Consider the following 23394-nt stretch of genomic DNA (forward strand, 5'->3'; position numbering starts at 1 on the left):
CGCCGCTCTGGTCAAGCAAACGCGTCCCGAAGACGATCCCGAGGCGTTTCAGCGTCTTCGCACGGCCTACGAAGCGGCCATGGCATGGGCGAGTGATCGGGCAGACGCACAATCCGCATCCGGAGAATCGGGCTCTGGCGGCTATTCGCCCAGTGCCGAGACCACGGCCACACAACGCGCGGCGGCAGACACCGTGGGGTCGATCGATCCAGTGGCTTCCGGCGAGAAGCAGGGGAACGACGCTGGGAGCGATATCGGCGAGCAGGCATTCCAAGCGTTTGACACGTGGCTGCGCGGCTTGCCAGAGGATGTTTGGCACTACCGAATCTCGTCGATGGGCGATCTGGCGTCGGGCAACGATCTGCGGATCGTTGATTCACTGACGAAGCTGCGTTTGTCGACGGCATTCGTGCATCTGGAGTTCGCAGATGCGTTCGAATATCACGCACTTCGCTATGCGGCGCACCAGAATGCTGCACCGGCAGTGCGTTTGGCACTTGCCGAAGTGTATTCGTGGGATAGGGACGTCCGCACTGCGAGCCGGTTTGGCCAAGATTTGGCGCGAGATGCGCTGTGGCTTGCGTCGGCCGACTTCGAGATGGCGAAGTTCGTGCACGGCCGGCGAGGGTCTCCGGCGACGTCGTTGCTGCTTGAAGGGAAGCGGCCTGCTGCCGCATGGAAGCCTATCGCTTCAGACGTGCTATACGACATGCGCAAGGTACTGACCCGCCTGGATGGCGAACTGCGCTTTCTTCGCGACCGGATGTTCGATCCGGTGCTGCTCGATGCGTGGCGCGATGCGGTGCTCCGTCCGCGCATCACGCAGGGCAACATCGCGAGCATCGCCGCATTCGCCATTGGCGTGATCACGTTGGGCGGACTGGCGATTTCCGGTGCCGGGAACAATGCGTTGCTGACGTTTTTTAAAGCCCACGAGATGCTCGGCTTGCTCATGGTGCTCGGGGGCGGCGTGTTGGTTGTCGGTACGGTTTGCGGTCTTCTACTCGGCGCGACCTACCGATTCGGTCCGGGGCTGTCGAAATCGATCCGAGATTTCTGTAGCACGTTGGAGGTCACTGTTGGGCGAAAGCCGCTGGTGGTCTACGGGTGGTATGGGCTGGCGGTGTTGGGATGTGGGGTGTCCATCGTTGGCGGCGGCGGGCAGGTAGCGACGGTCATTGTCGCGGTGCTGTCGCTAGCCGGTTCTGGCTGGGCGCTGTTAGTGAATCTGCCGTACATCGTGCGGAGTCAGTCGGGCTTGCTTTCGTTCATGTCTTTCCAGACGATCTTTGTGACGGGCATGTGGATGGGACTGGTCAATAGGATGAGCTATTGGGACCTGCTCAACTGCGCGACGATCGCATTTGGCACGATCCGGATGCTGCTGGAGATCCGCGAACGAATGCGCAACATCCATGAGATGGTGCCGCTCTGTGCGCTGGTGGTGTTCTTTGCACTCGGCTATGCGGGCGTGAAGATTTCGCCGCCGATGGGCGAACATGTGCCGACCTGGCTGCTTGTCGTTACTTGCTTGTGGTTTGTGCTGCTCAATGTTGTGGTGAGTATCTTCTTTGTGGGTTATCTGACGCACTGGTTTTTCTGCTTTCCCCTGTGGGCGATTTTGGGGACTATGACAATCGGCATGTTGAATGCGCTTCCTCGCTACGATGCCTCTGTCATCGGTGTCATGCTGCTCATCGGAATGACGGGAATTTTTGAGTTGTGGCGTCTCTGGATGTTGAGAGAAATGGGCGGCCGCAGGCCTGCCGTCTGATAGGGACTTGTTCACGCGATTTCGAAAGACATCGATGGCGGAGGTATTTCGGTGGATTGGAGCCAGGAGGGGATCGATGCTTTGTCTTTGGAAACGTTAACCAAGGCGTTTCCCGAGTCGCTTCGCTCCGAAGTCGGCGTCGTCTCGAATTTGATGCGAAGTTACAAGATCGGCAGTCATGGATTGGCCGTCATGGTTGGAGGCCAATCTCTCCAAATTCCGTATCGCGTTTACTACGCCCCGGATGAATCGCTCTTCGCAAATCTGAACGACGTCCAATCCGTCATGTACGCGTGTATGCTGACGCGAAATCCTGATGGGTATGTTCGCCAACGCCAGGTGCAACGGCTAGCCGAATCGTCGGCGCCATGGGTGGCACCGTTCGTCGCACAACTCTGCGGCGAGTACGTGATAGAAATTCTCAGCGCAGTCGAAGCGAGCATTCCTTCGATGGATCACGCCGTCTACGGCGCGTTCTTCCGTGAGAATCCGCAGTTTTTCCGGGCGACGCGCGATCGAATGATTAGCTATTGGGACTGTTACTACAGGTCGCGTTACCAACGTGCATCTGATTACGTTGGCTTTCGATTGTTCGACCAGTTCAAGAACTGGGCGGATAGCGCCGCGCTTGGTACCACCACCCACTGAGGCGACAAAATGGTTGATTGGTCTGCGATTGTTACAGTCTTTACTGTCTATGCGGCTGCCGTCGTCATACCCGGGCCGAACTTCGTCGCTATCACTCACAAGTCGGTCACCGGCACGCGCGCCGATGCGCTTGCGCTCGTCGCCGGAATCGTGGCGGTGAATCTGTTCTGGGCGACTTGTGCCGTCCTTGGTATCGGCGTGGTGTTTGCTATGTTCCCGTGGCTCGCTCTCGGCGTCAGGCTTGCGGGCGCGGCCTATCTGATCTGGTTCGGACTGCGGCTCGTAGTGTCGGCACGGGCAACCCCTTTGGCAGCAGGTTACGCACCGAAGGCGCCTTGGCTTCGCGGCGCGTTCCTGCAAGGTGTCGCGACCAATATCGCGAACCCGAAGTCCATCGCGTTTTATGCGGCGGTGTTTTCCTCAGCGGTGCCCACCCACGTTTCCACGCAGACATTCTTCGCGCTGCTGGCGACTGTCGGCGCGTCAGCAACTTGCTGGTACGGAGCCGTCGCGCTCGTTTTATCTCACGCAACCATTGCGAAGGCATATCGCCGCGCAAAGGCGTGGATCGACCTCACCTGTGGCGGGTTGATGATCGCGCTGGGAATCCGGCAGGCATTGCGTTAACAACCCGCCCTGCGGATTTGTTTGAACGTCGCCTTCGCACCCACACCGCATAAACTCGCCGATCAACGTCCCCCAATTGAGGCATGGATCTTCCTGAATCTCGTGACTAGAATCCGTTCAGGCATTCCACCTTTGGGGCTCACGTCATATGAACGCATATCTGCTGCGGGTGTTAGCTGCGCTGGTTTTGTCTGCCGGACTGAGTTTGTCCGGTCAAGCTTGGGCGGGCGCCACTTACGGCGTCGATGACGCGGGCATTCTTGCGCAGATGGATCAAGGCTGCACCAGCCCCAACTGCGAAAGAAACACCATCCTGCCTATCACCAACAGCACGGGCGAAGCGGCTGTGTGCATCCAGCCCAGCACGGAAAGCGCGAGCTATCTGTACACAGGCTCGAACCAACTCATTTTCGCCTACGGGTATCACAATGCTTGCGCGTTCCTCACCTTCGTCTGGGTGAAGCACCAAGGGCAATGGCATATGGCTGGTATGGCACAGCCGCGTCAGAATGTGGCCGTCGGCATCACACTCGACACCCCGCAAGGCAACCCGCCCAACGTCATCATGTTTTGCCGCAGCGGTGGGGCACCCCGCGACGATCTGCATTGCCAGTGAGCATGCGTGACGCGTGAACGTCGGGAGCGAGCGATGAAGAAGTACCTGATTTCCTTTCCAGCGAGTGCCATGAACGTCTCCGCTGAGGACTTGCCAGCCGTAGGCGAGGCCGCACATGAAGTCATTCGCGAAGCGAAGGCGGCGGGCGTGTACGTGTTCGGTGGGGGCATCAACGGCGAGGTGGCACCGCTCATGGTCGCCGCGGACGGCACGGTTACCAACGAAACGTATCCTCAGACGAAAGAGTTCGACGGCGGCTTTTGTGTCTTGGCGCTGCCGTCGCACGAAGCTGCGATCCTGTGGGCTGCCAAGATCGCCAAAGCTTGCCGATGCTCACAGGAACTGCGCGAGTTCGGGGACGATCCCGAGAGCTGACAGGCAGGTCACACACATCACGTTGATTCAATCTCGCACGCGGTAGCCTTGTGCCGTCAATCGGCGGCGAAGCCATTCACCGCCACGCTTAGCGCAATAGAAGTTCTTGGCTAGCACCAACGCTAAAGCCCCCATGGGGTAGTCGATGGAGACGAGAAGACTAGCGCTCGCGTCGACGGCGACCATCCGCGCGCCTTGCGTCGTCAGCCCCTCCGAATAGGCCCACAGCGTGCCAAAGATTAACGCCGACAAATTGAAGCCCAGTTCCACCCGTCGCTCTGGCAGTCTCGGGTGAATCATTAAGAGTGAAGACACGTTGCGGTCCATCGATCGTAGTTGCGATACGTCAGTTATCGGCCCGATGGTTGTGTTCCTTAGCCGCTCGGCAGAAAATCTCCCATTACCGAATGCGTATTAAACAATCGCCCCCCAATGAAGCTAACCTTTCGCCCGACAACGCAATCTGACGCGCAAACGTTAGTCGACATTCGTATCGCTGCCATGCGCGAGAGCCTTGAGCGAATTGGGCGTTTCGATCCACAACGCGCCCGGACACGCTTCTTAGATGCGTTCGAGCCGACGCTATGCCGATTCATTGAAGTTGATGGCGTGTCGGCAGGTTTTATTCTGATTCGTCCGCAAGCAGACCACTGGCTCTTAGACCACTTCTATCTCCTGCCGGAACACCAAGGCAGGGGTGTCGGCGCGGCAGTGCTGCGCGCGGTGTGCCATGACGCGGATGCCAATCGCATGCCCATCCGGCTGGGTGCGTTACGTGGCAGCGATGCAAACCGCTTTTACCAAAGGCACGGGTTCACGCCGACCCACGAAACCGAGTGGGATATCCATTACCTTCGTCAACCCGTTCGAGATTAAACGCTACCAGCGCATTTAACGCGCGAGATGCGACAGGAGGACATATGTCTGAACACGACACTAAGCTCCAAGGCACTTGGCAGTTGGTTTCTTTTGAAACAGAACTTCAAGACTCGAAGGAACGCAGTCAACCGTGGGGCGCAGATCCGAATGGACGCATCATTTTCGGCGCGGATGGTCGAATGATGGTGCTGATGACGGCCAACGCGCGAGCGCCGGGAAATTCCGACGAGCAACTTGCCGCACTTTTCCGAACGGCGATGGCCTATACGGGGCGGTACCGGGTGGAAGGGGAACGATTCATTACAAAGGTCGACGCCTCTTGGCACGAGGCTTGGAACGGCACGGAACAGGAGCGTTTCTACAAGCTCGATGGAGACACCCTCGTCGTCCACACCGCATGGATGCCGAATCCGTTAGTGCCGGGAAATCCCATCGGGCGAGGGGTGCTCACGTTTCGGCGCGAATAAGGTCTCAGTGCGTCACCGGCCCATCCACGGGCAAGCTCAACACCGCGCGCAGCCCACCGCCCGGGCGGTTGGAAAGCATGAGCGTGCCGTCGTGGGCCTGTGCAATGGTGCGGGCGATGGCAAGCCCCAGGCCGACACCATCGACGCCATCGACACCTTCCGCGCTCTCCGGGCTATCTGGCCCGAACGACGCGGCCTCCACGCCAGAACTCGCACCGCGACGCCCCCCACCGGCACGCACGAACGGTTCGACTGCCGCACTCAATTCCGCCTCGGGAATGCCCGGCCCGCGATCCTCCACCACCACCTCCAGATGCGTCCCCAGCGGCGACAAGTTCGCCGACAGACGGCAACCGCCCGCATACCGCACCGCGTTATCGACCAGATTCTGCACACAGCGCCGCAACGTGCGCGGATACCCCCGCACCAGCGCCACGTCTGCCGCCACGCTTTGCTCACGCACGCGCACATCGCTGCCGGTTTCGCGAGCATCTTCCGCCACGGCCCGCAGTAACGCGTCGACATCGATCTCTCGCAGCGCTTCACCGCTCGGTACACCGCGCACGTGATCGAGCGACGCCGCGATCATGGCTTCCATCTCCATCAGATCGTGACGAAATCGCTCGCGCTGCGTCGGCTCGGCAAGCGTCTCGGCGCGCAAACGCAGGCGTGTGAGGGGCGAGCGCAAATCGTGCGACACCGCAGCGAGAAACGCCGTACGCGCTTGCATCGCGTCGATGAGACTGCGCTGCATCGCGTTAAACGTATGCGCGGCCCGCTGCACTTCCGCTGGCCCCGTCTCGTCGAGCGGCGGGCTGTGAATGTCCCGTCCAAGCCGATCAGCCGCATCCGATAGCCGTGCGAGCGGCCGCAATGCAATACGCACGGCGACCACGGCAATTAGCACCACCGCGAGAATGCGCATCAGATAGATACGCACGAAGTAATCGGCAAACGCCGCGCCTGGGCGCAGATCCAGCCCGGCTTGTCCGGCCACAACCGCGAGCGACAACCACTGACCGTCGCGTAGCTGCACGTCGGCAGCCAAATGCGCCGTCGGGGCATTCGCGCGCAGCAGCGTCGAGAGCGTCAGCGGCTCGCTGGCGTCGTCATAAAGCACGACCGGGCGCGCGACAAACGGATGCTCGTCACCCAGTTGCGCCCGCAGCACCCCGTCGAACAAATCGTCGGAAAAATGCTCCATCGTGCGCGCCGGGGCCGGTACGCCAATCGGCTGCACGTCGATCCCTGCGGCTCGCAAACGCGCCATCAGCGCGGCACGCTCGGTCACAGGCACCACATCGAAAAGTTTGACCGCATCGGCAATGCGCGCGCCGCCCGTGCGCACGGGCACTTCGGCCACGCGACCGTAACGCGCATCGAACCAAACCGTGCCCGTCACCAATTGCGTGGCAAGCATGCCGACGACCAAAATCAGCGCGAGCCGTCCCGAGAGCGTGCGCGGCCAGCCAAGCCAGCCGAAATAGCGGCGCGTGCGCGACGCCCGGTCGCGCTTAGTGGTGTCGAACGGCACGTCAGGCACCCGCACTCACCACATCCGCCGCAAGCATATAGCCCTCGTTGCGCACCGTGCGAATGAGCGGCGACGGTCGTGCCCGCGTATCGAGATGCGCGCGCAGACGGCTGATACAGACATCGATCGCACGGTCGTTGGCGGCACCATGCCGCCCGAAGGCACAGTCGAGCAGAAAGTCGCGCGAGAGCGGGCGATGCGGATGCATCACCAGCGCTTGCAACGTGCGGTAGTCAGAGCCGCCCAGCGTAATCACGCGACCCTCGGGAGAGATCAGTTGACGCGCCAATGTGTCTAGCCGCCAGCCGTCAAAATCGAAGAACGCCGGCTGTGCACGCTGCGGCGTGGCGGGCGGGGCAGGGTGGACCGGCGGTTGCCGGACGCTGCCGACGCCTGCGCTTCCCACCGGCGGCGGCAACGGCGAACCACTGGCCGCGCCCCCGGCAGGCAAACGAGGCCCGCGTCGCAGAATGGCCTTCACGCGCGCCAGTAGCTCACGCGGATCGAAGGGCTTAGGCAGGTAGTCGTCGGCCCCGACTTCCAGTCCGACGATGCGGTCGAGCAGGGTGCCGCGCGATGTCAGCATGATGACCGACACATCGCCGCGCGCATGCAACTGGCGACATAGCGACAAGCCGTCTTCGCCGGGCAGCATCAGATCCAGCACCACCACGTCGACGCTGGCCTGTGCGAGCTGCGCCCACATTTGTTGACCGTCGGCAGCCGTGAGCACGTCCAGACCCGATTCGCGCAGGTAATCGCTAAGCAGATCGCGAATTTGCGGATCGTCGTCGACGACCAGCAAGCGGGCGGCAGGGCGCGGAATTGCGACGGGAGCGCTGGAAGCGCTAGGCGGTTGGGCGGAGGACATCACGGCGACACGGCAAAGCATGGCAGTCTACCGGCGCGCGCCGTCTTTGCGCTCGCCGCCCATACATCGATACATCTCAATACAAACCAATACATAACGACATCCCGTCAACACGAAGCCAACACACCCCGGCGCTACATTTTAATGGAAATGAGAATTGTTATTAATTCAACGCCGGGTGTCACCGTTATGTGGAAGTTTTCGTTGGAATTTAAGCGCTCGCTGCGCGTGTTGTCCGTGTTACGTGCGGCAGCCGGTGCGCTCGTCACAGCGCTCGCGGCAATCGCCATCGTTTCACCCGCGCACGCCGGTGAAACCGTCACCGACATGGCGGGGCGGCAAGTTACTCTGCCGGATCACGTCAACCGCATCCTGCTGGGTGAGGGGCGCTTGCTTTATGCGGTAGCGCTACTCGAAGGCAAGCAGCCGCTGGCGCGCATCGTGGGCTGGCAGGGCGAATTGCAGTCTCTCGATCCGCAGACGTGGCAGCAATACGAAAAGGTTTTCCCGCAAATCGACACGATTCCGAAGATCGGTCAATCGTCAGAGGCGACGGTCAGTGCAGAGAAGGCGCTGGCACTCAAGCCCGATCTCGCAATCTTCAGCATCGGCGGCCATGGCCCCGGGCGTCATAACGCCCTCGTGAAGGAGTTCGCCGCCGCAGGCGTGCCGGTGATTTTCGTCGACTTCCGTCAGCAGCCGCTCGAAGACACCGTCCCGAGTCTGCGGTTGATGGGCAAAGCGATGCAACGCGAAGCGCAGGCCGAAGCCTATATCTCGCTCTATCAATCGCATTTGAAAGCCGTGCGCGATGCCGTCGCGACCATTCCCACGAATGCACGGCCGAAGGTCTTCGTGCAGATGCTCGCAGGCGTCTGGCCCGGCTGCTGCCATACGGTCGGACGCGGCAATATCGGCGAATTCGTCGATGCCGCCGGTGGCGAGAACATCGCGCGCGATTTGCTGCCGGGGGTGATCGGCGACCTGAATCTTGAGCACGTACTGGCATCGCAACCGGACGTCTACATTGCGACGGGCACACGCGGCAATGCGAGCCAATTGCGCATTCACGTGGGCGCCGAGACGACGCAAGCCGATGCGCGCGCTTCGCTCGACGCGTTCGTCAAGACACCGGGCATCGCGTCGATCAAAGCGGTGCGCGAAGGCCGCACGCACGGCTTGTGGCACAACTTTTACGATTCGCCGTACAACATCGTGGCTGTCGAAGCGATGCTGAACTGGTTCTATCCGGGCCGGTTCCCGCAGATCGACGCCAACGCCACGTTCACCGAGATCCATCAACGCTTTCTGGCAGTGCCGTATCACGGCACCTACTGGGTCGATGGAGACAAGCCGTGAGTCTGGCGGGCGACATGCAAAACGTAACCCATGCGAGCGCTGCGCCGCACGCCGCGACCGCGCCTGCCTCGTCGGCCAAACTGGCCGCCGAAGACGCGCTTCAAGCCGGTGTGGCAAGCGGCTATCGTCAACTCAACCTGCGCCGCGCGTTATGGCTGGTGGCGTTGGCCGGGTTGATCGTGATGGCGCTGGCGATGGACTTCACGCACGGGCCGTCGGCACTTGGCTGGCGCGAGTTATGGCGCACGCTCGTCACGCCCGCCGCGGCCAGCCCGGACGCGCAGGTGATCGTTTGGCAAATCCGTTTGCCCTATGCGCTGATGGCCGTACTCGTCGGTGGCTCGCTCGGACTGGCGGGCGGCGAGATGCAGACCATTCTCGATAATCCGCTAGCCAGTCCGTACACATTGGGCGTATCGGCGGCGGCGGCATTCGGTGCGGCGCTCGCCATTGTGCTCAATTTGCATGTGCCCGGCGTGCCCGATAGCTGGGTCGTGCCGGTCAACGCGTTTCTTTTTGCATTGGCGTCCGCGCTGATTCTCGATGGCGTCGCACGCTGGCGCGGGTTGCCGACCTCGGGCGTGGTGCTCATGGGCATTGCGCTCGTGTTCGTATTTCACGCGCTGGTCTCCCTGATGCAATTCGTTGCCACGGAAGATGCCTTGCAGGGGCTGGTGTTCTGGACACTCGGCAGCCTCACGCGCAGCGACTGGACACAGGTGCGTGTGCTTGCGGCCGTACTCGCCATCATGGCCGTCTTCGCGTGGCGTCAGTCGTGGGCCATGACCGCATTGCGGTTGGGCGAGGAGCGTGCGGCGAGCTTCGGCATTCGTGTTGGGCGCCTGCGGTTGATGACGCTCATGCGCGTATCGCTGCTCTCGGCGCTGACGGTCTCTTTCGTCGGCACCATCGGCTTCGTCGGATTGGTGGCGCCGCACATCGCGCGCGGGCTGTTCGGTGAAGACCACCGCTTCTATTTGCCGGGCTGCCTGATCGTGGGCGCATTGGTCATGTCGCTCGCGTCGATCGCCTCGAAGACATTGCTGCCGGGCGTAATCATCCCCGTGGGCATCGTCACGGCACTGGTGGGCATTCCGTTCTTCCTCGTGATCGTTGTGCGCGCCAGCGGGAGGTCACTATGAACGCCCAAACCACCCAAGCGACTCCGCTTGCGCTTTCGGCGCGCGGCATCGATGTGTCGATCGGCCGCCGTCACATCTTGCACGGTGTGTCGTTGCCCGCATTGCCTGCGGGATCGGTCACAGCGCTGCTCGGTCCCAACGGCTCCGGCAAATCGACGCTGCTGCGCACATTGGCTGGGCTGGTTGCCGGGCGCGGCGAGGTCACGTACGGCAACGACGTTTTGCATCGTTGCACAGGCCGTGCACCCGCACGCGACGTGGTCTATCTGCCGCAGGCGCTGCCAGCGGGCGTGCATTTGCGCGTGCTGGAATCGGTACTCGCAGCCGGGCATGGCGCGCGGCATGCGTCGCGTGATTCGACGAGCGCGCTGGCCCCCACGCCCGCCGTCGTCATGACACTGCTCACACAACTCGGCGTAGAAGCGCTGGCGATGCGCTTTCTCGATGAACTCTCCGGTGGCCAGCGGCAACTCGTGGGGCTGGCGCAGGCGCTCATTCGTGCGCCGCGCATTTTGCTGCTCGACGAACCGCTCTCGGCGCTCGATTTGCACCACCAGTTCCAAGTCATGCGCCTGATTGCGCGCGAGACGGCGGCGCGTCAGATGGTCACCGTGGTGGTGATGCACGACTTATCGATCGCGATGCGCCACGCCCATACCGCCGTACTGCTGCGCGAAGGGCGCGTGGTCGCGGCAGGTGGCGTCGACGACGTTCTCACCGCACAGGCCATCGCGCAAGTGTTCGACGTGCAGGCCCGCGTGGAGCGCTGCTCGCGCGGGCTGCCGCAACTGATCGTGGATGACGTCGTGACTCCGGTCTAGACGCACTCCGTGACCCCGACACGGCCCACCGGTCTCTCGCACCGGTGTGCCCAGCCATAGCGCCACGCCGGCCGCGTCGGTCTTTCCTGTCTGTCCAACGTTGACCCTTGGGGTCAGAAACCCGCCAGAAACGCTTGAAACCCCTCAAGCGCCGCTCGCGGGCGGGGACGTTTTTTGTCTGTTCATCTCATAACGCACAACACCAGATGAAGTACCTGAACCCGTCGAATTCCCGTCTGAACACGCGACTGACCTTGGCGGCGGCGCTTGCCGCAACGTCGCTTCACGCTGCGGCGCAGACGTCGCAAGTGCCGCCATCGCCGCAGGGCGACAGTGGCACGAGTGCGTCCACTTCGGCCGCGCCTGCGGCATCTGCCGCACCCGCCGCAACGCTACCGGCAACCGTGGGCGGCGTCATGTTGCCCACCACCTCGGTCACGGCCACGGTCGACGCGCCGTACAAGGCCGAGACCGTCTCGTCGTCCAAGTACACCGCACCGCTGCGGGACATTCCGCAAAGCATCACCGTGGTGCCCAAAGCGGTGCTCGACGAGCAGAACGCGCAGTCGCTCCAAGACATTTTGAAGAACGTGCCGGGCATTACTTTCATGTCGGGCGAAGGCAATCTGGGCTGGGGCGACCTGTTCTCGATTCGCGGCTTCTCGGGCGAGCAGAGCATCACGATCGATGGCGTGCGCGACGCGGGCCTTTCCAGCCGCAACGACACTTTCGATATTGACCGCGTCGAAGTCTACAAAGGCACCGGCTCGGTGGAATCGGGCGTAGCGGCGCTGGGCGGTTCGGTCAATCTCGTCAGCAAAGAGGCCGAGCTGGGCAGTTTCTACCGCTCGTCGTTCGGGCTGGGCAGCGACAACTACCGGCGCATGACGGCGGACCTGAATCAGCAACTCGGCGATTCGAGCGCGCTGCGCCTGAATCTGATGTCGCATCACAACGGCGTGGCCGGACGCGATGAGGTGAAGAACGACCGCTATGGCATCGCCGCGTCGCTCGGCCTCGGCTTGGGCACGAGTACGCGCGTGTTCCTCGACGTGTTTCATCAGAAGGACAACAACGTGCCCGATACCGGTTTGCCGATTCAACGCGGCACGGGCGGGCAGGTCATGCCGGGCGTGAAAACCAGCAACTGGTACGGCGCTGCGGGCATCTACACGCAGCAGACGGAAAGCACGTCGCTGTCGGGCCGCGTGGAGCACGATTTCAACGACACCACGCGTGTGCGCAGTCAGTTGCGTTGGCAGCAGACCGACAACTTCTCGGTGCTTTCGCCCGCCCGGTTCTTCGCTGCCAATGCCGACGGCAGCAAGACCTGTACCGGCACGCGTTGCGCAACGCTGGGTTACAGCGGTGTGGGGCCGTTGTCGAGCATCGGCGGCGTGAATGCCTATACCAACTACGGGTTGACCTCGCCGGGCTACGGCATTCTGCGCGGCAGCAACTTCGGCAACTCCACGCGTTATCAAATTCTCGACAACCAGACCGACTTGCGCTTCACCGCCTACACGGGGCCGTTTAAGCACGACGTAGTGACCGGCTTCGAGTTGTATCGAGAGACCTACGGCGGTTTGCCGCGCGCGGCGTACGTGCCTGCGGGCGACATGTTCTTCAATATGGCGAATCCGTCTAACGCGTTCGCAGGCACGTGGACGATGGAGGGGACGAACCAGGCGCGCTCGGTGGTCAACGACGCTGCGCTGTTTGCGAGCGACACCATCACGCTCTCGGAGCATTGGCAGGTATTGACCTCGCTGCGCTATGACCGCTGGCGCGCCGAGACGACGGCCGCTGGCGGCGGGGCGACGACCTCAAGCACCGACGGGGCGTGGAGCGGGCGGGCAGGTTTGGTGTACAAGCCTGTCGAGCCGGGCAGCATTTACGTGTCGTACAGCCGGGCGACGCAGCCCACGGCCATTGGGGCGAGTACGAACAACCTGATTTACGGCACTGCTACCACCAACAACTACACGCCTGCCACGTCGCAAACCTACGAACTCGGTACGAAGTGGGATCTGGCCGGTGGCGCGTTGGGGGTGACGGCGGCACTCTTCCGCACGGAGCTGAGCAATTCGTGGGAATACACGAGCGACGACACGTCACCTGTGCGCGCGTTGCCCGCCAAGCGTGTCGACGGTATCGAACTGGGCATGCAGGGCAACATCACCGACAAGTGGTCCGTCTTCGCGGGGGTGACGCGCATGTGGAGTCGCATCACCAAGGGGGCGAACGAAGGCGCGCAAGCGGCCAATGTGCCTGACTGGAGCGGGTCGCTGTGGACGTCGTACAAGGTCACGCCGGACTTGTCTCTGAGCTATGGCGTTCAGTACGTGGGCCGTCGCCGCTACACCGACAACGCCTACGTGGGCGGGCAGAACAACAACAGCAGCTACGCGCAGGGGCCGTCGGGCGTCTATGCGATCTATGTGAAGGACGGCGAAAAGGCCCCGAGCTATTGGGTGCACAACTTGGCTGCCCGCTATCGCGTGAACCGGCACGTGCACGTCAACGTGAATCTCGACAACGTGTTCAACAAGTTCTACTTCTCGCGCATCGGGGCGTCGCTCGACGGCTTCCAGTTGTACGGCGTGCCGGGGGCAGGGCGCACGGTCACGGTGAGCGCCGATATCGCGTTCTAAACACGTAGCGATGGCGAAGGCGTCAATGCCAATCGTGACGCCTTCGCGCAGGGCTTAGCAGGAGTAACCCAAGATGATGATTGAGATCCCGGGCGTTTTCAGCCCAGATGAGGCGCGCCAGTTGTGCCAGCAAATGCAGGCGCAGTCGTGGGTAGACGGTAAGGCGACGGCCGGTATGCAATCGGCGCAGGCCAAAGAGAACCGGCAACTGGCTGAAGACGACCCGTGGGCCCGTCGCATCGGTGAGGAGATCCTTCGCCGTCTGAGTCAGAACGCCGTATTCATGTCGGCGGCACTGCCGCGCCGCATCTATCCGCCGCTGTTCAACCGCTACGAAGGCGGCGAAGCGTTTGGGTATCACGTCGATAACGCGGTGCGTGGCATCAAGGGCGTGCGCGAGCGGGTGCGCACGGATCTGTCTGCCACGTTGTTCTTGGCAGACCCCGACAGTTACGACGGCGGCGAGCTTGTCGTGCGCGACAGCTTCGGTGAGCGCGCCGTGAAGCTGCCCGCCGGGCACATGGTGCTGTATCCGGGCACGAGTGTGCACAAGGTGAACCCGGTCACACGCGGCGTTCGGCTGGCTTCGTTCTTCTGGATCGAGAGCCTGATTCGGGACGACGCGCAGCGCAGCGTGCTCTTCGATATGGACATCGCCATTCAGCGGCTGACGCAACGGGGCGCCGACAACGATTCGCTCGTGCAACTGACCGGCAGTTATCACAACCTGCTGCGGATGTGGGCCGACGTTTGACGGCGCGAAGCGTCGGAATGGTGGAAATGGTGGAAATGAGGAGGCGACGCACTCCGGTGTAAAGTAGCGAAATGGATTTTCGCTCCGTTCCCCCCTCCCGGCCGACCAAGCCGTTTCGTAACGCCCCGGTCTACTGGCGCTCGTCGCTCGTGCCCGATGGCGATATGGTGACGGCCGAGTACAACGACCATACCTTCGCGCCGCACTGGCACGATGCGTATACGTTCGCGTGCATCGTGGCGGGCGCGGAGCGGTACGACTATCTAGGCGGCGAGCATGTGGCCGACGCCGGGTCCGTTGCCATCATCCATCCGGGGGAATTGCATACCGGCGCGCGTGAGACTGACTTTGGCTGGCGCTACCGGGTGTTCTATCTGCCGGTTGGCTTTGTGAAGGGCGTGCAGCAGCAACTGACGAGCCCGCTTGCCGGGCTGGCCGCCCCCGACGAGGCGCTGCCATGGTTTGGCGAGAACGTCGTGCGCGATCCGCAGGCGATGCAACGGCTGCTGGCTGCGCACCGTCTGCTCGAAGCGCAGGCCGATCCGCTGGCGGCCGAACATGCGCTCGTCGATGCGGTCTCGATGATGCTGGCGCGTCACGCGCAGCTTCGCGTGCCGGTCATGCCGGTGCATCGTGACGCCGTGCGCGTCGAGACGATGAAGGCGCGCCTGTCTGCCGACCTCACCGAAGCCCTGACGCTAACCACCTTGGCCGAAGCCGTGGAGCTCTCGCCATTTCACGCGGCGCGGTTGTTCTCGCGTGAGACGGGACTTGCGCCGCACGCGTGGCGCAATCAACTGCGCGTCGCGCGCGCGTTACCGGCGCTGCGCGGCGGCGCGTCGGCGACGGAGGTCGCGCTGGCGCAGGGGTTTAACGACCTGTCCCATTTCACGCGATACTTCCGGCGCGCCTTCGGCGTGTCGCCCGGCAAGTGGCGCGAAGGCGACGGCACCTGAAGTTCAGGCCGCGGCGTCGTGAACCCACGACAGAAAATCGTGCAACGGTCGTGACTTATCGGCATCGCGCGGCACGAGCGTGACGTAAGTCGCCCCTCCTGCCTGAATCTCCGGGAACGGCATGACGAGCCGCCCGCTCGCCAACTCCCGGTCCAGCGTCGGCGTACACCCGATACCGATCCCCAGCCCGTCGATCACCGCTTGCAAGCTCACGTGATAGTGATCGAAGCGGTGAAAGCGCACGGGCCGCACGTCCGGAACGCCCGCTGCACTCAACCAGTCTTCCCATGCCCCGACACGCGTTTGCGTGGCAATGAACGTGTGTTTCGCAAGATCCTTCACCCGACGCAACGGCAGCGCTTCCAAAAGCGATGGCGACGCCACGACTGTCGCACGCTCAGTGAATAGCGGCGTTTTTTCGTAAGGCTGCCACTCGGCGCCCGGTGGCGGATCGCGACGAATGGCCACGTCGAAGCCGCCCCGGAACGCAGGATCGGCGCTGCTCGACGTCGTCACCACGATCTGCACGTCGGGGTGTGCGGCGTGAAACGCGGGCAACCGCGCCATCAGCCAGTGCATCGCGAGCGTGGTTTGCGCATTCACGCGAACCGTGCGGGTTTGCGGGGCCTTGCCGAAGCGCAGGGCGGCATCGCCGATGCGGTCGAAGGCTGCGCTGATTTCCGCCGCGAAAGCCCGTGCGTGATCGGTGGCGACATTGCGTTGGCCCTGCCGCACAAACAACTGCTGACCGAGCCAGTCTTCGAGCAGGGCAATCTGGCGGCTCACCGCGCCATGGGTAATCGACAGCTCCTGCGCCGCCGCGCTCAGGCTTGGCGCACGCGCGGCAGTCTCGAACACACGCAAGGCATTCAACGGCGGTAAGGGGCGACGGGGCATGACGAACTCACAAAATGGGCAGCCATTCGGCAGAACTGTGATTTTTTATCACAGAAATGCTGTCATTTTGTCGATGGTGTGACGATTCATCATGCTTTATCGTTGCCACATTGCGCTAACCGCACTTAACAAGACACGGGCATGTTCGAAGGACTGGTGGCTGGGCACGCATGGGGCATGGTGATGGTGGCGCTGGTCGGTACCGCTGCGGGCGCGGTCAGCGGCGTGGTGGGCACGGGCTCGTCGATGATGCTGTTGCCTGTGCTGGTGTACACGTACGGTCCCAAGCAGGCGGTGCCGATCATGGCGGTGGCGGCCATTGTCGGGAATGTCTCGAAGGTGTTGGCGTGGTGGCGCGAGATTGACTGGCGCGCCGTGCTGGCCTATTCCTTGCCGGGTGCACCGGCGGCGGCACTCGGCGCCCGCACGCTCTGGAGTCTGCCCGCCACCGCCGTCGACATTGCCCTCGGCACCTTCTTCATCGCCATGGTGCCGGTGCGTCATTGGCTTCGTCGGCGGCAGTTCAGATTGGGCGCGTGGCAAATGGCGATCGTCGGCGCGGTCATTGGTTTTCTCACCGGCATCGTGCTGTCGACCGGGCCGTTGAGCGTGCCCGCTTTCGCTGCGTATGGCTTGTCGGGCGGTGCGTTTCTCGGCTCGGAAGCCGCCAGTTCGATGCTGATCTACGTGGCGAAAGTGCTCATGTTCTCCGGCCTTGGCGCGTTGCCGCCACAGGCGTGGGCCAACGGCTTGATCGTGGGCATGGCACTCATGGCTGGCACGTTGCTCGGCAAGCGGTTCGTGTTGGGCCTGTCACCGCAGGTGTTCCAGCGCCTGCTCGACACCATGCTCGTGGTTTCGGGCGGGGTGATGCTCAGCGCAGCGTGGCGATAAGCGCTACGCCGCCACACCGGCGCGCCGTGCCGCGATCAAGTTGACCACCAGAGCCAACGTCATCGCGGCACTGCCCACGATAAACAGCAACGCATAGTTGCCCTGTGTAGCCGCAAACAGGAACGACATGCCGTAAGCCGCCCCGGCTTGCAATGTCGCGAAACTGGTTGTCGCCGTGCTCCATGCGCCCTTTTGTGCAGAAGGATGGTGCGCAAGTAGCTCGTTCACCCGGCCCAGCACGAGCGGCACGATACCCGGCGTGAAAGCCCCCATCACCAGACTCGATACGATGAGCCCCGGCAGACCGAGCCCCAGTGCGGGCAGCACCACCGCGACGGCTTGCGAGACATAAGCGACCCGCAGCGCGCGACCAAACCCGATGCGGTCAGCCAGATGCCCGGCGAAGATCGGCCCGAGAATCGCGCCAAGCCCGTACAACACCCAGAAGTGCGCCCCGGCGTCCACGCCCTTGCCCAGGCCGCGCGCCACGTAATCCACCAGAAAGATCATGTGCGGCACGAGCACCACCGCGTTGAGCGCGTATTCCAGATACAGCGCCCGCAAGGTGAGCGGACTCGCCGGGTGCCGATGCGCATGCGCAGGCGAGGCGGCGGCCGCCGGTGTGCCCGACGGCCAGCCGCGCCATCCCACAACCGTGAGCGCGAGCGAGACGACGCCCAACCCGATCCACGTCTGCGACAGCCCTTGGCGCAGTAACAGCGGCACCAGCGTGCCCGACGCGGCAATGCCCAACCCGATACCTGCAAAGATGGCGCCGCTCACAATGCCACGCCGCGACGGCGGTACATGGCCGAGCACCGACGGTGCTGCGAGCACCATCAGCACGCCACCGGCAAAGCCCGAGGCAAAGCGCCATGCGAAAAACCAGAGAAACGAAAGCGGCCACGCGCACGCGAGAAACGCGACAGCAGCGAGCAACATCATCGCCCGCAGAATAGTGACCGTCGGCGCGAAACGCGCCACCACCCGTGCACCGAGCGCTCCTGCGAGATAACCGCCAAGATTGGCGGCACCGAGATACGCGGCCGTCGATGCGGCGAACCAGTGGGCGCCGATGATGGCGGGCAGTAACGCGGTGTAGGCGAAGCGAGCGAAGCCGATGCCGATCAGGCTGGCACTGGCGGCGGAGAGCGTGGCACGCCACGCATTGAAAGGCGCGGCAGAGCTGCCGCTAAGTGCTGCATTTTGCATGAGGACTCCGGGGCGCACGCGGTTCAGCCGCGAGGGGGCTGGCGCGTGCAAAAGCGATGGAGTCAGTTTAGGAGGCAAGCGGGCCAGGGAGAACGGCCATGCCCCGGAAGTCATTCTTCCGCGCGGCGTACGAATCGCCCCCGCCGCGTCGGCGCAAAGCGCGCTCAGCCTTTCTCCGCTACTTTGCTGACCCGCGCAAAATGTTTGCGCAGTCGCGGCACCGCGAAGTCGACGAAAGCCCGGACCTTCGGCACGGCGAGGCGTCCTTGCGGGGTGATGACGTGAACGGGCATGGGCGGATGTTCGAAATCGCGCAGCACGATGCGCAGCGAGCCGCGCTCGATCTCATCGACCATGTGATATGTCAGCATGCGCGCCACGCCGTGACCGGCGACTGCGGACGCAATGGCCGCGCGAATCGAGTTGACGATCAGGCGCGGCGTGAACTGCACGACCTGCGGCACCGATGCGCGTCCGCTCGGCGGAAAGCGCCACGAGTCGATGCCGAAGTACGTCATCGACACGATCTGGTGTTTCGAGAGGTCGGCGGGGGTCTCGATGGGGGCATGCGCGGCGAGATAGTCGGGCGACGCGGCGATCACTCTGCGCACTTCACCGACTTGTGTGGCAACGAGCGACGAGTCGGGCAGATGCGCGACCCGCAGCGCCACGTCGATGCCTTCGTCGATCATATTGACCGGCACGTCGCTCAGCGCAAGCCGCACGGTGACCGTCGGATAGCGCTCGATAAACGCTTCGACAATCTCCCGCATCAGCGTTTCGCCGGCGGCCAGTGACGTCGCGACCGTCAGCAAGCCACGCGGGGCCGAGCGCTCACCGGCGGCAAGCACATCGGCTTCGTCCAGATCGAGCAGAATGCGTCGGCAGGCCGCAGCATAGCGCTCACCGGCGGCGCTTAGCCGAAGGGTGCGCGTGGTGCGATGGAGCAGGGCGGTGCCGGTATGGGCTTCGAGATAGGCGATGGCGCGGCTCACGGCGGCGGCCGAGCGTCCGAGACGGCGGTCGGCTCCGGCAAGGCTGCCTTCGTCGAGGGTGGCGACGAACACCTTCATCGCATCGATTCTGTCCATGAGCGGGGCGGGAGTAGCGTGTTGGACGCGGCCGACAGTGGGGCGGCCAGGGGATGGGCAAGATTACCCCGAAACCTGCCAATACGGCGACAATGGCGATCGGATCAACCGCCGGAGTCCGAACGTATGATCACCGTCCATCATCTGAACAACTCCCGTTCGCAGCGCGTGCTTTGGTTGCTCGAAGCGCTCGGTTTGCCCTACGAGCTCCGTCACTACCAACGCGACCCCAAAACGATGCTCGCGCCGCCGGAACTGCGGCAGGTGCATCCGCTCGGCAAGTCCCCCGTGGTGACCGACGGCGATCTGACGCTGGCGGAGTCGGGCGCGATCATCGAGTATCTGGTCGACAAGTATGGCGAAGGCAGGTTGGCCCCGCCGCGCGACACGCCGGAGCGCTTGCGATGGACGTACTGGCTGCATTACGCAGAAGGCTCCGCCATGCCGCCCTTGCTGCTCAAGCTCGTGGCGCTGCGCATCGCCAGTGCCCCGATGCCGTTCTTCGCTCGTCCGATCGCACGCAAGATCAGCGCGACATTGCAATCGAGCTTCGTCGACCCGCAACTCGCGCTGCATTTCGGCTATGTGAACGATGCGCTCTCGAAGACCGGTTGGTTTGTCGGCGACACCTTCAGTGCGGCGGACATTCAGATGAGTTTCCCGCTGGAAGCCGCCGCCGCGCGTGGCGATGCCAAGGGCCGCTGGCCCGCTATTGAAGACTTTCTCAAACGGATTCATCCGCGCGACGACTATCAACGCGCGCTCGCACGTGGTGGTCCGTACGAACTCTTGAGTTAATCGGGCGGGACGTTGCGGCCACGCCAGCCGCGCCCCCGGTCGATGATTGTTTTCGCAAACGCTTTCACCTGCATTTCACCTTCGTTTCACGCTACACACGACATCATGAAAACCTTTGTCGCTTCGTTGTTTGCCACTGCCGCCGTCATCATGACGCCCGTCACCCATGCCGCTGAAGGCATGCCGCCCGTGCCCGGCGCGGCCTTGTCGGCAGCTGGTGCCGAAGGGCTGAATCCGTCCGCCGCGCCAATGTCCACGGCATCCGCCGCGCAGATGGCCGCGAACAAGCAGGCCGTGCTCGCGTTCTACGAGGCGGGGCTTAACCGCAAGGACTTCGAGGCGGCGCGGCAGTATCTGGGCGCTCAGTACATCCAGCACAACCCGAACGCGGCAGACGGCGTGGAGGGCTTCGGCAAGTTTCTCGAATTTCTTCGTAAGAATCAGCCGGATTCGCACAGCGACATCGTGCGAGCGTTTGCCGACGGCGACTACGTGATCTTGCACGTGCGTAAAGTGCCGCACCCGGGCGATGCACCCATTGCCATCGTCGATATCTTCCGGCTCGACAAGGGCAAGATCGTCGAACACTGGGACGTGTCGCAGCAAGTGCCTGCCAAGACCGTCAGCGGCAACTCGATGTTCTGAGGCTTTCCGCGCCTTTCCACGCATTAGGCAGCGCGCTTAGGCTTCGCCCGAGAGCACGCGTTTGCAGTGTTCGAGATAGGCGGCCTCGTGTTCGCTCATCAGTTGCACGACGCTGTTCCAGAGCCACACAGGCGCGTCGATGGACTTCGAGCGGTTGCGTTGCAACTCGGTCAACCATGTGCGGCAGGTGGCATCGTCCATTTGCCGCGCATGCGCTTGCCCGACCACGTGGGCGAGGTAGTGCGCGACTTCTGACGCGTCGTTGACCGTGAGCGTTTCGATACTCAGTTTGAGATCCTGCGGCAGCAGTTCGCGAATGATGATCGAGCGATCCATCATGCGCGCGGCGCGCATACGGTCGCCGAGAAATGGCGACAAATGCTGCGCCCCTTTGACAACCCGCTCGGCGTTATCGCGCGGCATGCGCACCCCCGGATAACGTGGGGCCGCCGCTTTCACCCCTTCCTTCAAGTCCATCAGGCAGAGGTCGTCGCCTTGCACGACACCGCCATCGACGTCCAACAACACCGCGTATCGCAACCGGCCCAACGAACTGCACCCCTTGACCCAGTAAGCGGCGTCGAGCACTTCGACATGGCCGTCGTCGGGGCGTCCGCGCAATTCGGTCGCAAGGCGCGCGATGGTGTCGCGTTGGAATAGCGCGTCGATCTCGTGCTTTTCGGTCTTGCTCAGCGGCCAGAAACGGCGGCCTAGCGGAATCGTTGGGCGGATATCCTCGATGCGCTCAAGCGCGAGATGTTTCCACGACCGCTTGGTGGCCTGCCGCATGATCAGATCGACGACTTTCGGGCGCGTGTATTCGTCTTCGTCGGGCGCGCTCTTCTTGCGCTTGGCAGCCGGCTTACCGTTTTTCTTGCCGTTGCGCTTGCCGCCGTTCGATGCATCGTCAGCGTCGTTGCCCTCGCGCTCGAACGCCGACTCATAGCCGTGCGTGAGCGCTTCGAGCATATGGATGATGGTGAGGCCGGACAGAGAGGAGCCACGTGCCGCGCTGGCCAGCGACAACGCGAGTCGCACGAGGTCGTGAACCGGGTTGCCGATGACCGTCTGGTCGAGATCGCGAATATGGATTTCGACGTGGCCGCGCGCGTTGGCCAGCGGCCCGAGATTGCCTGTGTGGCAGTCGCCGCAGATCCAGATGGCCGGGCCTTGCGGCAGGTTGACGTCGGCTTCGCTCAGCCATTCGTAAAACCGGATGGTACTGCCGCGCACGTACGCATGGGGTGAGCGCGCCATCTTGCGTGCGCGCTCGCTGCCCAGGCGCGCTAGCCGCGCATCTGGCGTCGCCCACTTATGCTTTTTCCGGTGCTTGCCGTTTGCCATGTCGTCAGCTCCCTGAAGGCACACCGCGCGGGCATGGCGTTCGCCATGATCCCGCGCAGCGTTGCAGTGCCGCCAGTGTCGGCCAAATGACGACTCAGTGGCAAGCCGCGAGCGAGCGCACTACATCGATGAGCGGCGTCGTGCCCTGACGCGGCGTGCCTTCGAAGGACAACCAACCCGCATTGAAGCCATCGAGCATCTGCATGCGCGGCGTGGGATTGCGCATGCCTTGTGCCCGAAACCGCGCTTCCCACCCATCACGCGGCAGGGCCACGGCTTCGACCGGCCGCCCGAGCACAAGACGCATTGTGCTCGCCAGTTGCTCAGGCGAGACAGGGGCCGGGCCGCACAATTCGACCACGCGTTTGCCTTCCCATGTCTCGTGCAACAAGTTAGCCGCTGTGCTGCCGACATCCGCCGTAGCCACCATCGGAATTGCTCGAGAGAGCGGCGTGAGATAGCTCTCCAACACCCCGTCGGTGCGCGCGCGAGCGATGTCCCACGCGGCATTTTCCATAAACCACGCTGCGCGCAAGAACGTGATCGGCATCGGGAGTGCGCCGAGCTTTTCCTCCAGCAGGGACAACTGCGACAGCAAACTGGTTTGCGTGGCTTGCGCGCCGACCGTCGAGAGGCAGACGACGCGCGAAGGGCGGGCGGCGCTCAACGCTTCACAAATCGCGGCAATGAGCGTGCGCGACTCCGCAAAGTCAGGCGACGGGTCGAACGTGGGCGGCAGCAGCACGAACACCGCTTGCGCCCCGGCAAAGGCGCGGGCGAGTGCGGCGGCGTCGGACATGTCGGCAAGTGCAACGTCGCAGCCGCGCGCCTGCCAGTGCGCACCCTTCGCGGCATCGCGCACGACGGCACGCATCGGTGCGCCTTGGGCGAGCAACGTTTCGGCGAGGGCGCAGCCGACTTGTCCGGTAATTCCTGTAATGGCGTACATCTCAGTGTTCCTTTGGAAACGGCGGTCCACACCGCACTGGGCGCTAGTGTGGGCATCGGCGGAACATTTCGCGATAACATGAGTGGC

Annotated in this window: 24 protein-coding genes; 16 read left to right on the forward strand and 8 right to left on the reverse strand. The window is 63.1% G+C overall.

Annotated elements, in window-relative coordinates:
• Positions 1-334 precede the first annotated feature (334 nt).
• The 5 genes from PPN31114_RS02340 (at position 335) to PPN31114_RS02360 (ending at position 4040) form a co-directional block, all read left to right on the forward strand.
• Positions 335-1774: a hypothetical protein gene (locus PPN31114_RS02340; RefSeq protein ID WP_150677880.1), complete on the forward strand. Its 1440-nt coding sequence runs from the start codon at positions 335-337 to the stop codon at positions 1772-1774.
• Positions 1775-1825: 51 nt separating this feature from the next.
• Positions 1826-2422 (forward strand): hypothetical protein, encoded by a 597-nt coding sequence (locus PPN31114_RS02345; RefSeq protein WP_246182369.1) that lies wholly within the window; start codon positions 1826-1828, stop codon positions 2420-2422.
• 9 nt (positions 2423-2431) lie between these two features.
• Entirely contained in the window at positions 2432-3049 is a 618-nt protein-coding gene (locus PPN31114_RS02350; RefSeq protein ID WP_150677881.1) for a LysE family translocator, read from the forward strand.
• Positions 3050-3197: 148 nt separating this feature from the next.
• A complete protein-coding gene (locus PPN31114_RS02355) occupies positions 3198-3665 on the forward strand; it encodes a hypothetical protein (RefSeq protein WP_150677882.1) in 468 nt (155 codons plus the stop codon).
• Between the two features lie 33 nt (positions 3666-3698).
• Entirely contained in the window at positions 3699-4040 is a 342-nt protein-coding gene (locus PPN31114_RS02360; RefSeq protein ID WP_174987604.1) for a YciI family protein, read from the forward strand.
• 27 nt (positions 4041-4067) lie between these two features.
• Here the strand turns inward: PPN31114_RS02360 and PPN31114_RS02365 are convergent, their stop codons facing one another.
• Complete coding sequence (locus tag PPN31114_RS02365) at positions 4068-4355, reverse strand: hypothetical protein (RefSeq protein WP_150677883.1); 288 nt, start codon at positions 4353-4355, stop codon at positions 4068-4070.
• Positions 4356-4472: 117 nt separating this feature from the next.
• Here PPN31114_RS02365 and PPN31114_RS02370 point away from each other — a divergent pair, with 117 nt between their 5' ends.
• Both PPN31114_RS02370 and PPN31114_RS02375 read left to right on the forward strand, forming a co-directional pair.
• A complete protein-coding gene (locus tag PPN31114_RS02370; RefSeq protein ID WP_150677884.1) occupies positions 4473-4916 on the forward strand; it encodes a GNAT family N-acetyltransferase in 444 nt (147 codons plus the stop codon).
• Positions 4917-4960: 44 nt separating this feature from the next.
• Positions 4961-5386, forward strand: a complete 426-nt coding sequence (locus tag PPN31114_RS02375) for a lipocalin-like domain-containing protein (RefSeq protein WP_150677885.1) — start codon at positions 4961-4963, stop codon at positions 5384-5386.
• A gap of 4 nt (positions 5387-5390) precedes the next feature.
• Here the strand turns inward: PPN31114_RS02375 and PPN31114_RS02380 are convergent, their stop codons facing one another.
• Together PPN31114_RS02380 and PPN31114_RS02385 are read right to left on the reverse strand one after the other, a co-directional pair.
• On the reverse strand, positions 5391-6935 hold the full coding sequence (locus tag PPN31114_RS02380) for an ATP-binding protein (protein ID WP_150677886.1): 1545 nt from the start codon (positions 6933-6935) through the stop codon (positions 5391-5393).
• A complete protein-coding gene (locus PPN31114_RS02385; RefSeq protein WP_150677887.1) occupies positions 6922-7791 on the reverse strand; it encodes a response regulator in 870 nt (289 codons plus the stop codon). The genes PPN31114_RS02380 and PPN31114_RS02385 overlap by 14 nt, the downstream gene beginning before the upstream one ends.
• A 189-nt stretch (positions 7792-7980) precedes the next feature.
• Between PPN31114_RS02385 and PPN31114_RS02390 the strand changes: the two genes are divergently transcribed.
• The 6 genes from PPN31114_RS02390 (at position 7981) to PPN31114_RS02415 (ending at position 15477) form a co-directional block, all read left to right on the forward strand.
• Positions 7981-9150, forward strand: coding sequence for an ABC transporter substrate-binding protein (locus tag PPN31114_RS02390; protein ID WP_150677888.1), 1170 nt, complete (start codon positions 7981-7983; stop codon positions 9148-9150).
• A gap of 14 nt (positions 9151-9164) precedes the next feature.
• Positions 9165-10292 (forward strand): FecCD family ABC transporter permease, encoded by a 1128-nt coding sequence (locus tag PPN31114_RS02395; protein ID WP_150677889.1) that lies wholly within the window; start codon positions 9165-9167, stop codon positions 10290-10292.
• Entirely contained in the window at positions 10289-11113 is an 825-nt protein-coding gene (locus PPN31114_RS02400) for an ABC transporter ATP-binding protein (RefSeq protein ID WP_150677890.1), read from the forward strand. The genes PPN31114_RS02395 and PPN31114_RS02400 overlap by 4 nt, the downstream gene beginning before the upstream one ends.
• A gap of 206 nt (positions 11114-11319) precedes the next feature.
• Positions 11320-13767: a TonB-dependent receptor gene (locus tag PPN31114_RS02405; RefSeq protein ID WP_150677891.1), complete on the forward strand. Its 2448-nt coding sequence runs from the start codon at positions 11320-11322 to the stop codon at positions 13765-13767.
• Positions 13768-13840: 73 nt separating this feature from the next.
• Complete coding sequence (locus tag PPN31114_RS02410; protein ID WP_150677892.1) at positions 13841-14521, forward strand: Fe2+-dependent dioxygenase; 681 nt, start codon at positions 13841-13843, stop codon at positions 14519-14521.
• Between the two features lie 71 nt (positions 14522-14592).
• Entirely contained in the window at positions 14593-15477 is an 885-nt protein-coding gene (locus PPN31114_RS02415; protein ID WP_150677893.1) for an AraC family transcriptional regulator, read from the forward strand.
• Positions 15478-15480: 3 nt separating this feature from the next.
• On the opposite strand, the gene PPN31114_RS02420 is transcribed toward PPN31114_RS02415, so the two are convergent.
• Positions 15481-16374: a LysR substrate-binding domain-containing protein gene (locus PPN31114_RS02420; RefSeq protein WP_150677894.1), complete on the reverse strand. Its 894-nt coding sequence runs from the start codon at positions 16372-16374 to the stop codon at positions 15481-15483.
• 141 nt (positions 16375-16515) lie between these two features.
• Here PPN31114_RS02420 and PPN31114_RS02425 point away from each other — a divergent pair, with 141 nt between their 5' ends.
• Positions 16516-17268, forward strand: a complete 753-nt coding sequence (locus tag PPN31114_RS02425; RefSeq protein WP_246182370.1) for a sulfite exporter TauE/SafE family protein — start codon at positions 16516-16518, stop codon at positions 17266-17268.
• Positions 17269-17271: 3 nt separating this feature from the next.
• Here PPN31114_RS02425 and PPN31114_RS02430 read toward each other — a convergent pair whose 3' ends face one another.
• Positions 17272-18480 carry a YbfB/YjiJ family MFS transporter gene (locus tag PPN31114_RS02430; protein WP_150677895.1) on the reverse strand — a complete coding sequence of 403 codons (1209 nt, stop codon included), beginning with the start codon at positions 18478-18480 and terminating at the stop codon, positions 17272-17274.
• A 164-nt stretch (positions 18481-18644) separates the two neighbouring features.
• The gene (locus PPN31114_RS02435) at positions 18645-19571 is read right to left on the reverse strand and encodes a LysR family transcriptional regulator (RefSeq protein ID WP_150677896.1); all 927 of its coding nucleotides are present in this window, start codon (positions 19569-19571) and stop codon (positions 18645-18647) included.
• Between the two features lie 126 nt (positions 19572-19697).
• Between PPN31114_RS02435 and PPN31114_RS02440 the strand changes: the two genes are divergently transcribed.
• Positions 19698-20369, forward strand: a complete 672-nt coding sequence (locus PPN31114_RS02440; RefSeq protein ID WP_150677897.1) for a glutathione S-transferase — start codon at positions 19698-19700, stop codon at positions 20367-20369.
• Between the two features lie 180 nt (positions 20370-20549).
• On the forward strand, positions 20550-21014 hold the full coding sequence (locus tag PPN31114_RS02445) for a nuclear transport factor 2 family protein (protein WP_217426928.1): 465 nt from the start codon (positions 20550-20552) through the stop codon (positions 21012-21014).
• 36 nt (positions 21015-21050) lie between these two features.
• Here PPN31114_RS02445 and PPN31114_RS02450 read toward each other — a convergent pair whose 3' ends face one another.
• Together PPN31114_RS02450 and PPN31114_RS02455 are read right to left on the reverse strand one after the other, a co-directional pair.
• Positions 21051-22358 (reverse strand): DUF2252 family protein, encoded by a 1308-nt coding sequence (locus tag PPN31114_RS02450; RefSeq protein WP_150677898.1) that lies wholly within the window; start codon positions 22356-22358, stop codon positions 21051-21053.
• Between the two features lie 94 nt (positions 22359-22452).
• Entirely contained in the window at positions 22453-23307 is an 855-nt protein-coding gene (locus PPN31114_RS02455) for an NmrA family NAD(P)-binding protein (protein WP_150677899.1), read from the reverse strand.
• Positions 23308-23394: the final 87 nt, after the last annotated feature.

The organism is Pandoraea pneumonica (assembly GCF_902459645.1).
Taxonomy (GTDB): domain Bacteria; phylum Pseudomonadota; class Gammaproteobacteria; order Burkholderiales; family Burkholderiaceae; genus Pandoraea; species Pandoraea pneumonica.

Bases quoted from the DNA above. Each gene is read 5' to 3' on its own strand.
- PPN31114_RS02445 (WP_217426928.1), top strand. From the start codon at position 20,550: ATGCCGCCCGTGCCCGGCGCGGCCTTGTCGGCAGCTGGTGCCGAAGGG.
- PPN31114_RS02405 (WP_150677891.1), top strand. From the start codon at position 11,320: ATGAAGTACCTGAACCCGTCGAATTCCCGTCTGAACACGCGACTGACC.
- PPN31114_RS02420 (WP_150677894.1), bottom strand. From the start codon at position 16,374: ATGCCCCGTCGCCCCTTACCGCCGTTGAATGCCTTGCGTGTGTTCGAG.
- PPN31114_RS02440 (WP_150677897.1), top strand. From the start codon at position 19,698: ATGATCACCGTCCATCATCTGAACAACTCCCGTTCGCAGCGCGTGCTT.
- PPN31114_RS02425 (WP_246182370.1), top strand. From the start codon at position 16,516: ATGTTCGAAGGACTGGTGGCTGGGCACGCATGGGGCATGGTGATGGTG.
- PPN31114_RS02450 (WP_150677898.1), bottom strand. From the start codon at position 22,358: ATGGCAAACGGCAAGCACCGGAAAAAGCATAAGTGGGCGACGCCAGAT.
- PPN31114_RS02360 (WP_174987604.1), top strand. From the start codon at position 3,699: ATGAAGAAGTACCTGATTTCCTTTCCAGCGAGTGCCATGAACGTCTCC.
- PPN31114_RS02435 (WP_150677896.1), bottom strand. From the start codon at position 19,571: ATGGACAGAATCGATGCGATGAAGGTGTTCGTCGCCACCCTCGACGAA.
- PPN31114_RS02430 (WP_150677895.1), bottom strand. From the start codon at position 18,480: ATGCAAAATGCAGCACTTAGCGGCAGCTCTGCCGCGCCTTTCAATGCG.
- PPN31114_RS02395 (WP_150677889.1), top strand. From the start codon at position 9,165: ATGCAAAACGTAACCCATGCGAGCGCTGCGCCGCACGCCGCGACCGCG.
- PPN31114_RS02385 (WP_150677887.1), bottom strand. From the start codon at position 7,791: ATGTCCTCCGCCCAACCGCCTAGCGCTTCCAGCGCTCCCGTCGCAATT.
- PPN31114_RS02375 (WP_150677885.1), top strand. From the start codon at position 4,961: ATGTCTGAACACGACACTAAGCTCCAAGGCACTTGGCAGTTGGTTTCT.
- PPN31114_RS02340 (WP_150677880.1), top strand. From the start codon at position 335: ATGGGCGATCTGGCGTCGGGCAACGATCTGCGGATCGTTGATTCACTG.
- PPN31114_RS02410 (WP_150677892.1), top strand. From the start codon at position 13,841: ATGATGATTGAGATCCCGGGCGTTTTCAGCCCAGATGAGGCGCGCCAG.
- PPN31114_RS02355 (WP_150677882.1), top strand. From the start codon at position 3,198: ATGAACGCATATCTGCTGCGGGTGTTAGCTGCGCTGGTTTTGTCTGCC.
- PPN31114_RS02455 (WP_150677899.1), bottom strand. From the start codon at position 23,307: ATGTACGCCATTACAGGAATTACCGGACAAGTCGGCTGCGCCCTCGCC.
- PPN31114_RS02415 (WP_150677893.1), top strand. From the start codon at position 14,593: ATGGATTTTCGCTCCGTTCCCCCCTCCCGGCCGACCAAGCCGTTTCGT.
- PPN31114_RS02390 (WP_150677888.1), top strand. From the start codon at position 7,981: ATGTGGAAGTTTTCGTTGGAATTTAAGCGCTCGCTGCGCGTGTTGTCC.
- PPN31114_RS02350 (WP_150677881.1), top strand. From the start codon at position 2,432: ATGGTTGATTGGTCTGCGATTGTTACAGTCTTTACTGTCTATGCGGCT.
- PPN31114_RS02370 (WP_150677884.1), top strand. From the start codon at position 4,473: ATGAAGCTAACCTTTCGCCCGACAACGCAATCTGACGCGCAAACGTTA.
- PPN31114_RS02400 (WP_150677890.1), top strand. From the start codon at position 10,289: ATGAACGCCCAAACCACCCAAGCGACTCCGCTTGCGCTTTCGGCGCGC.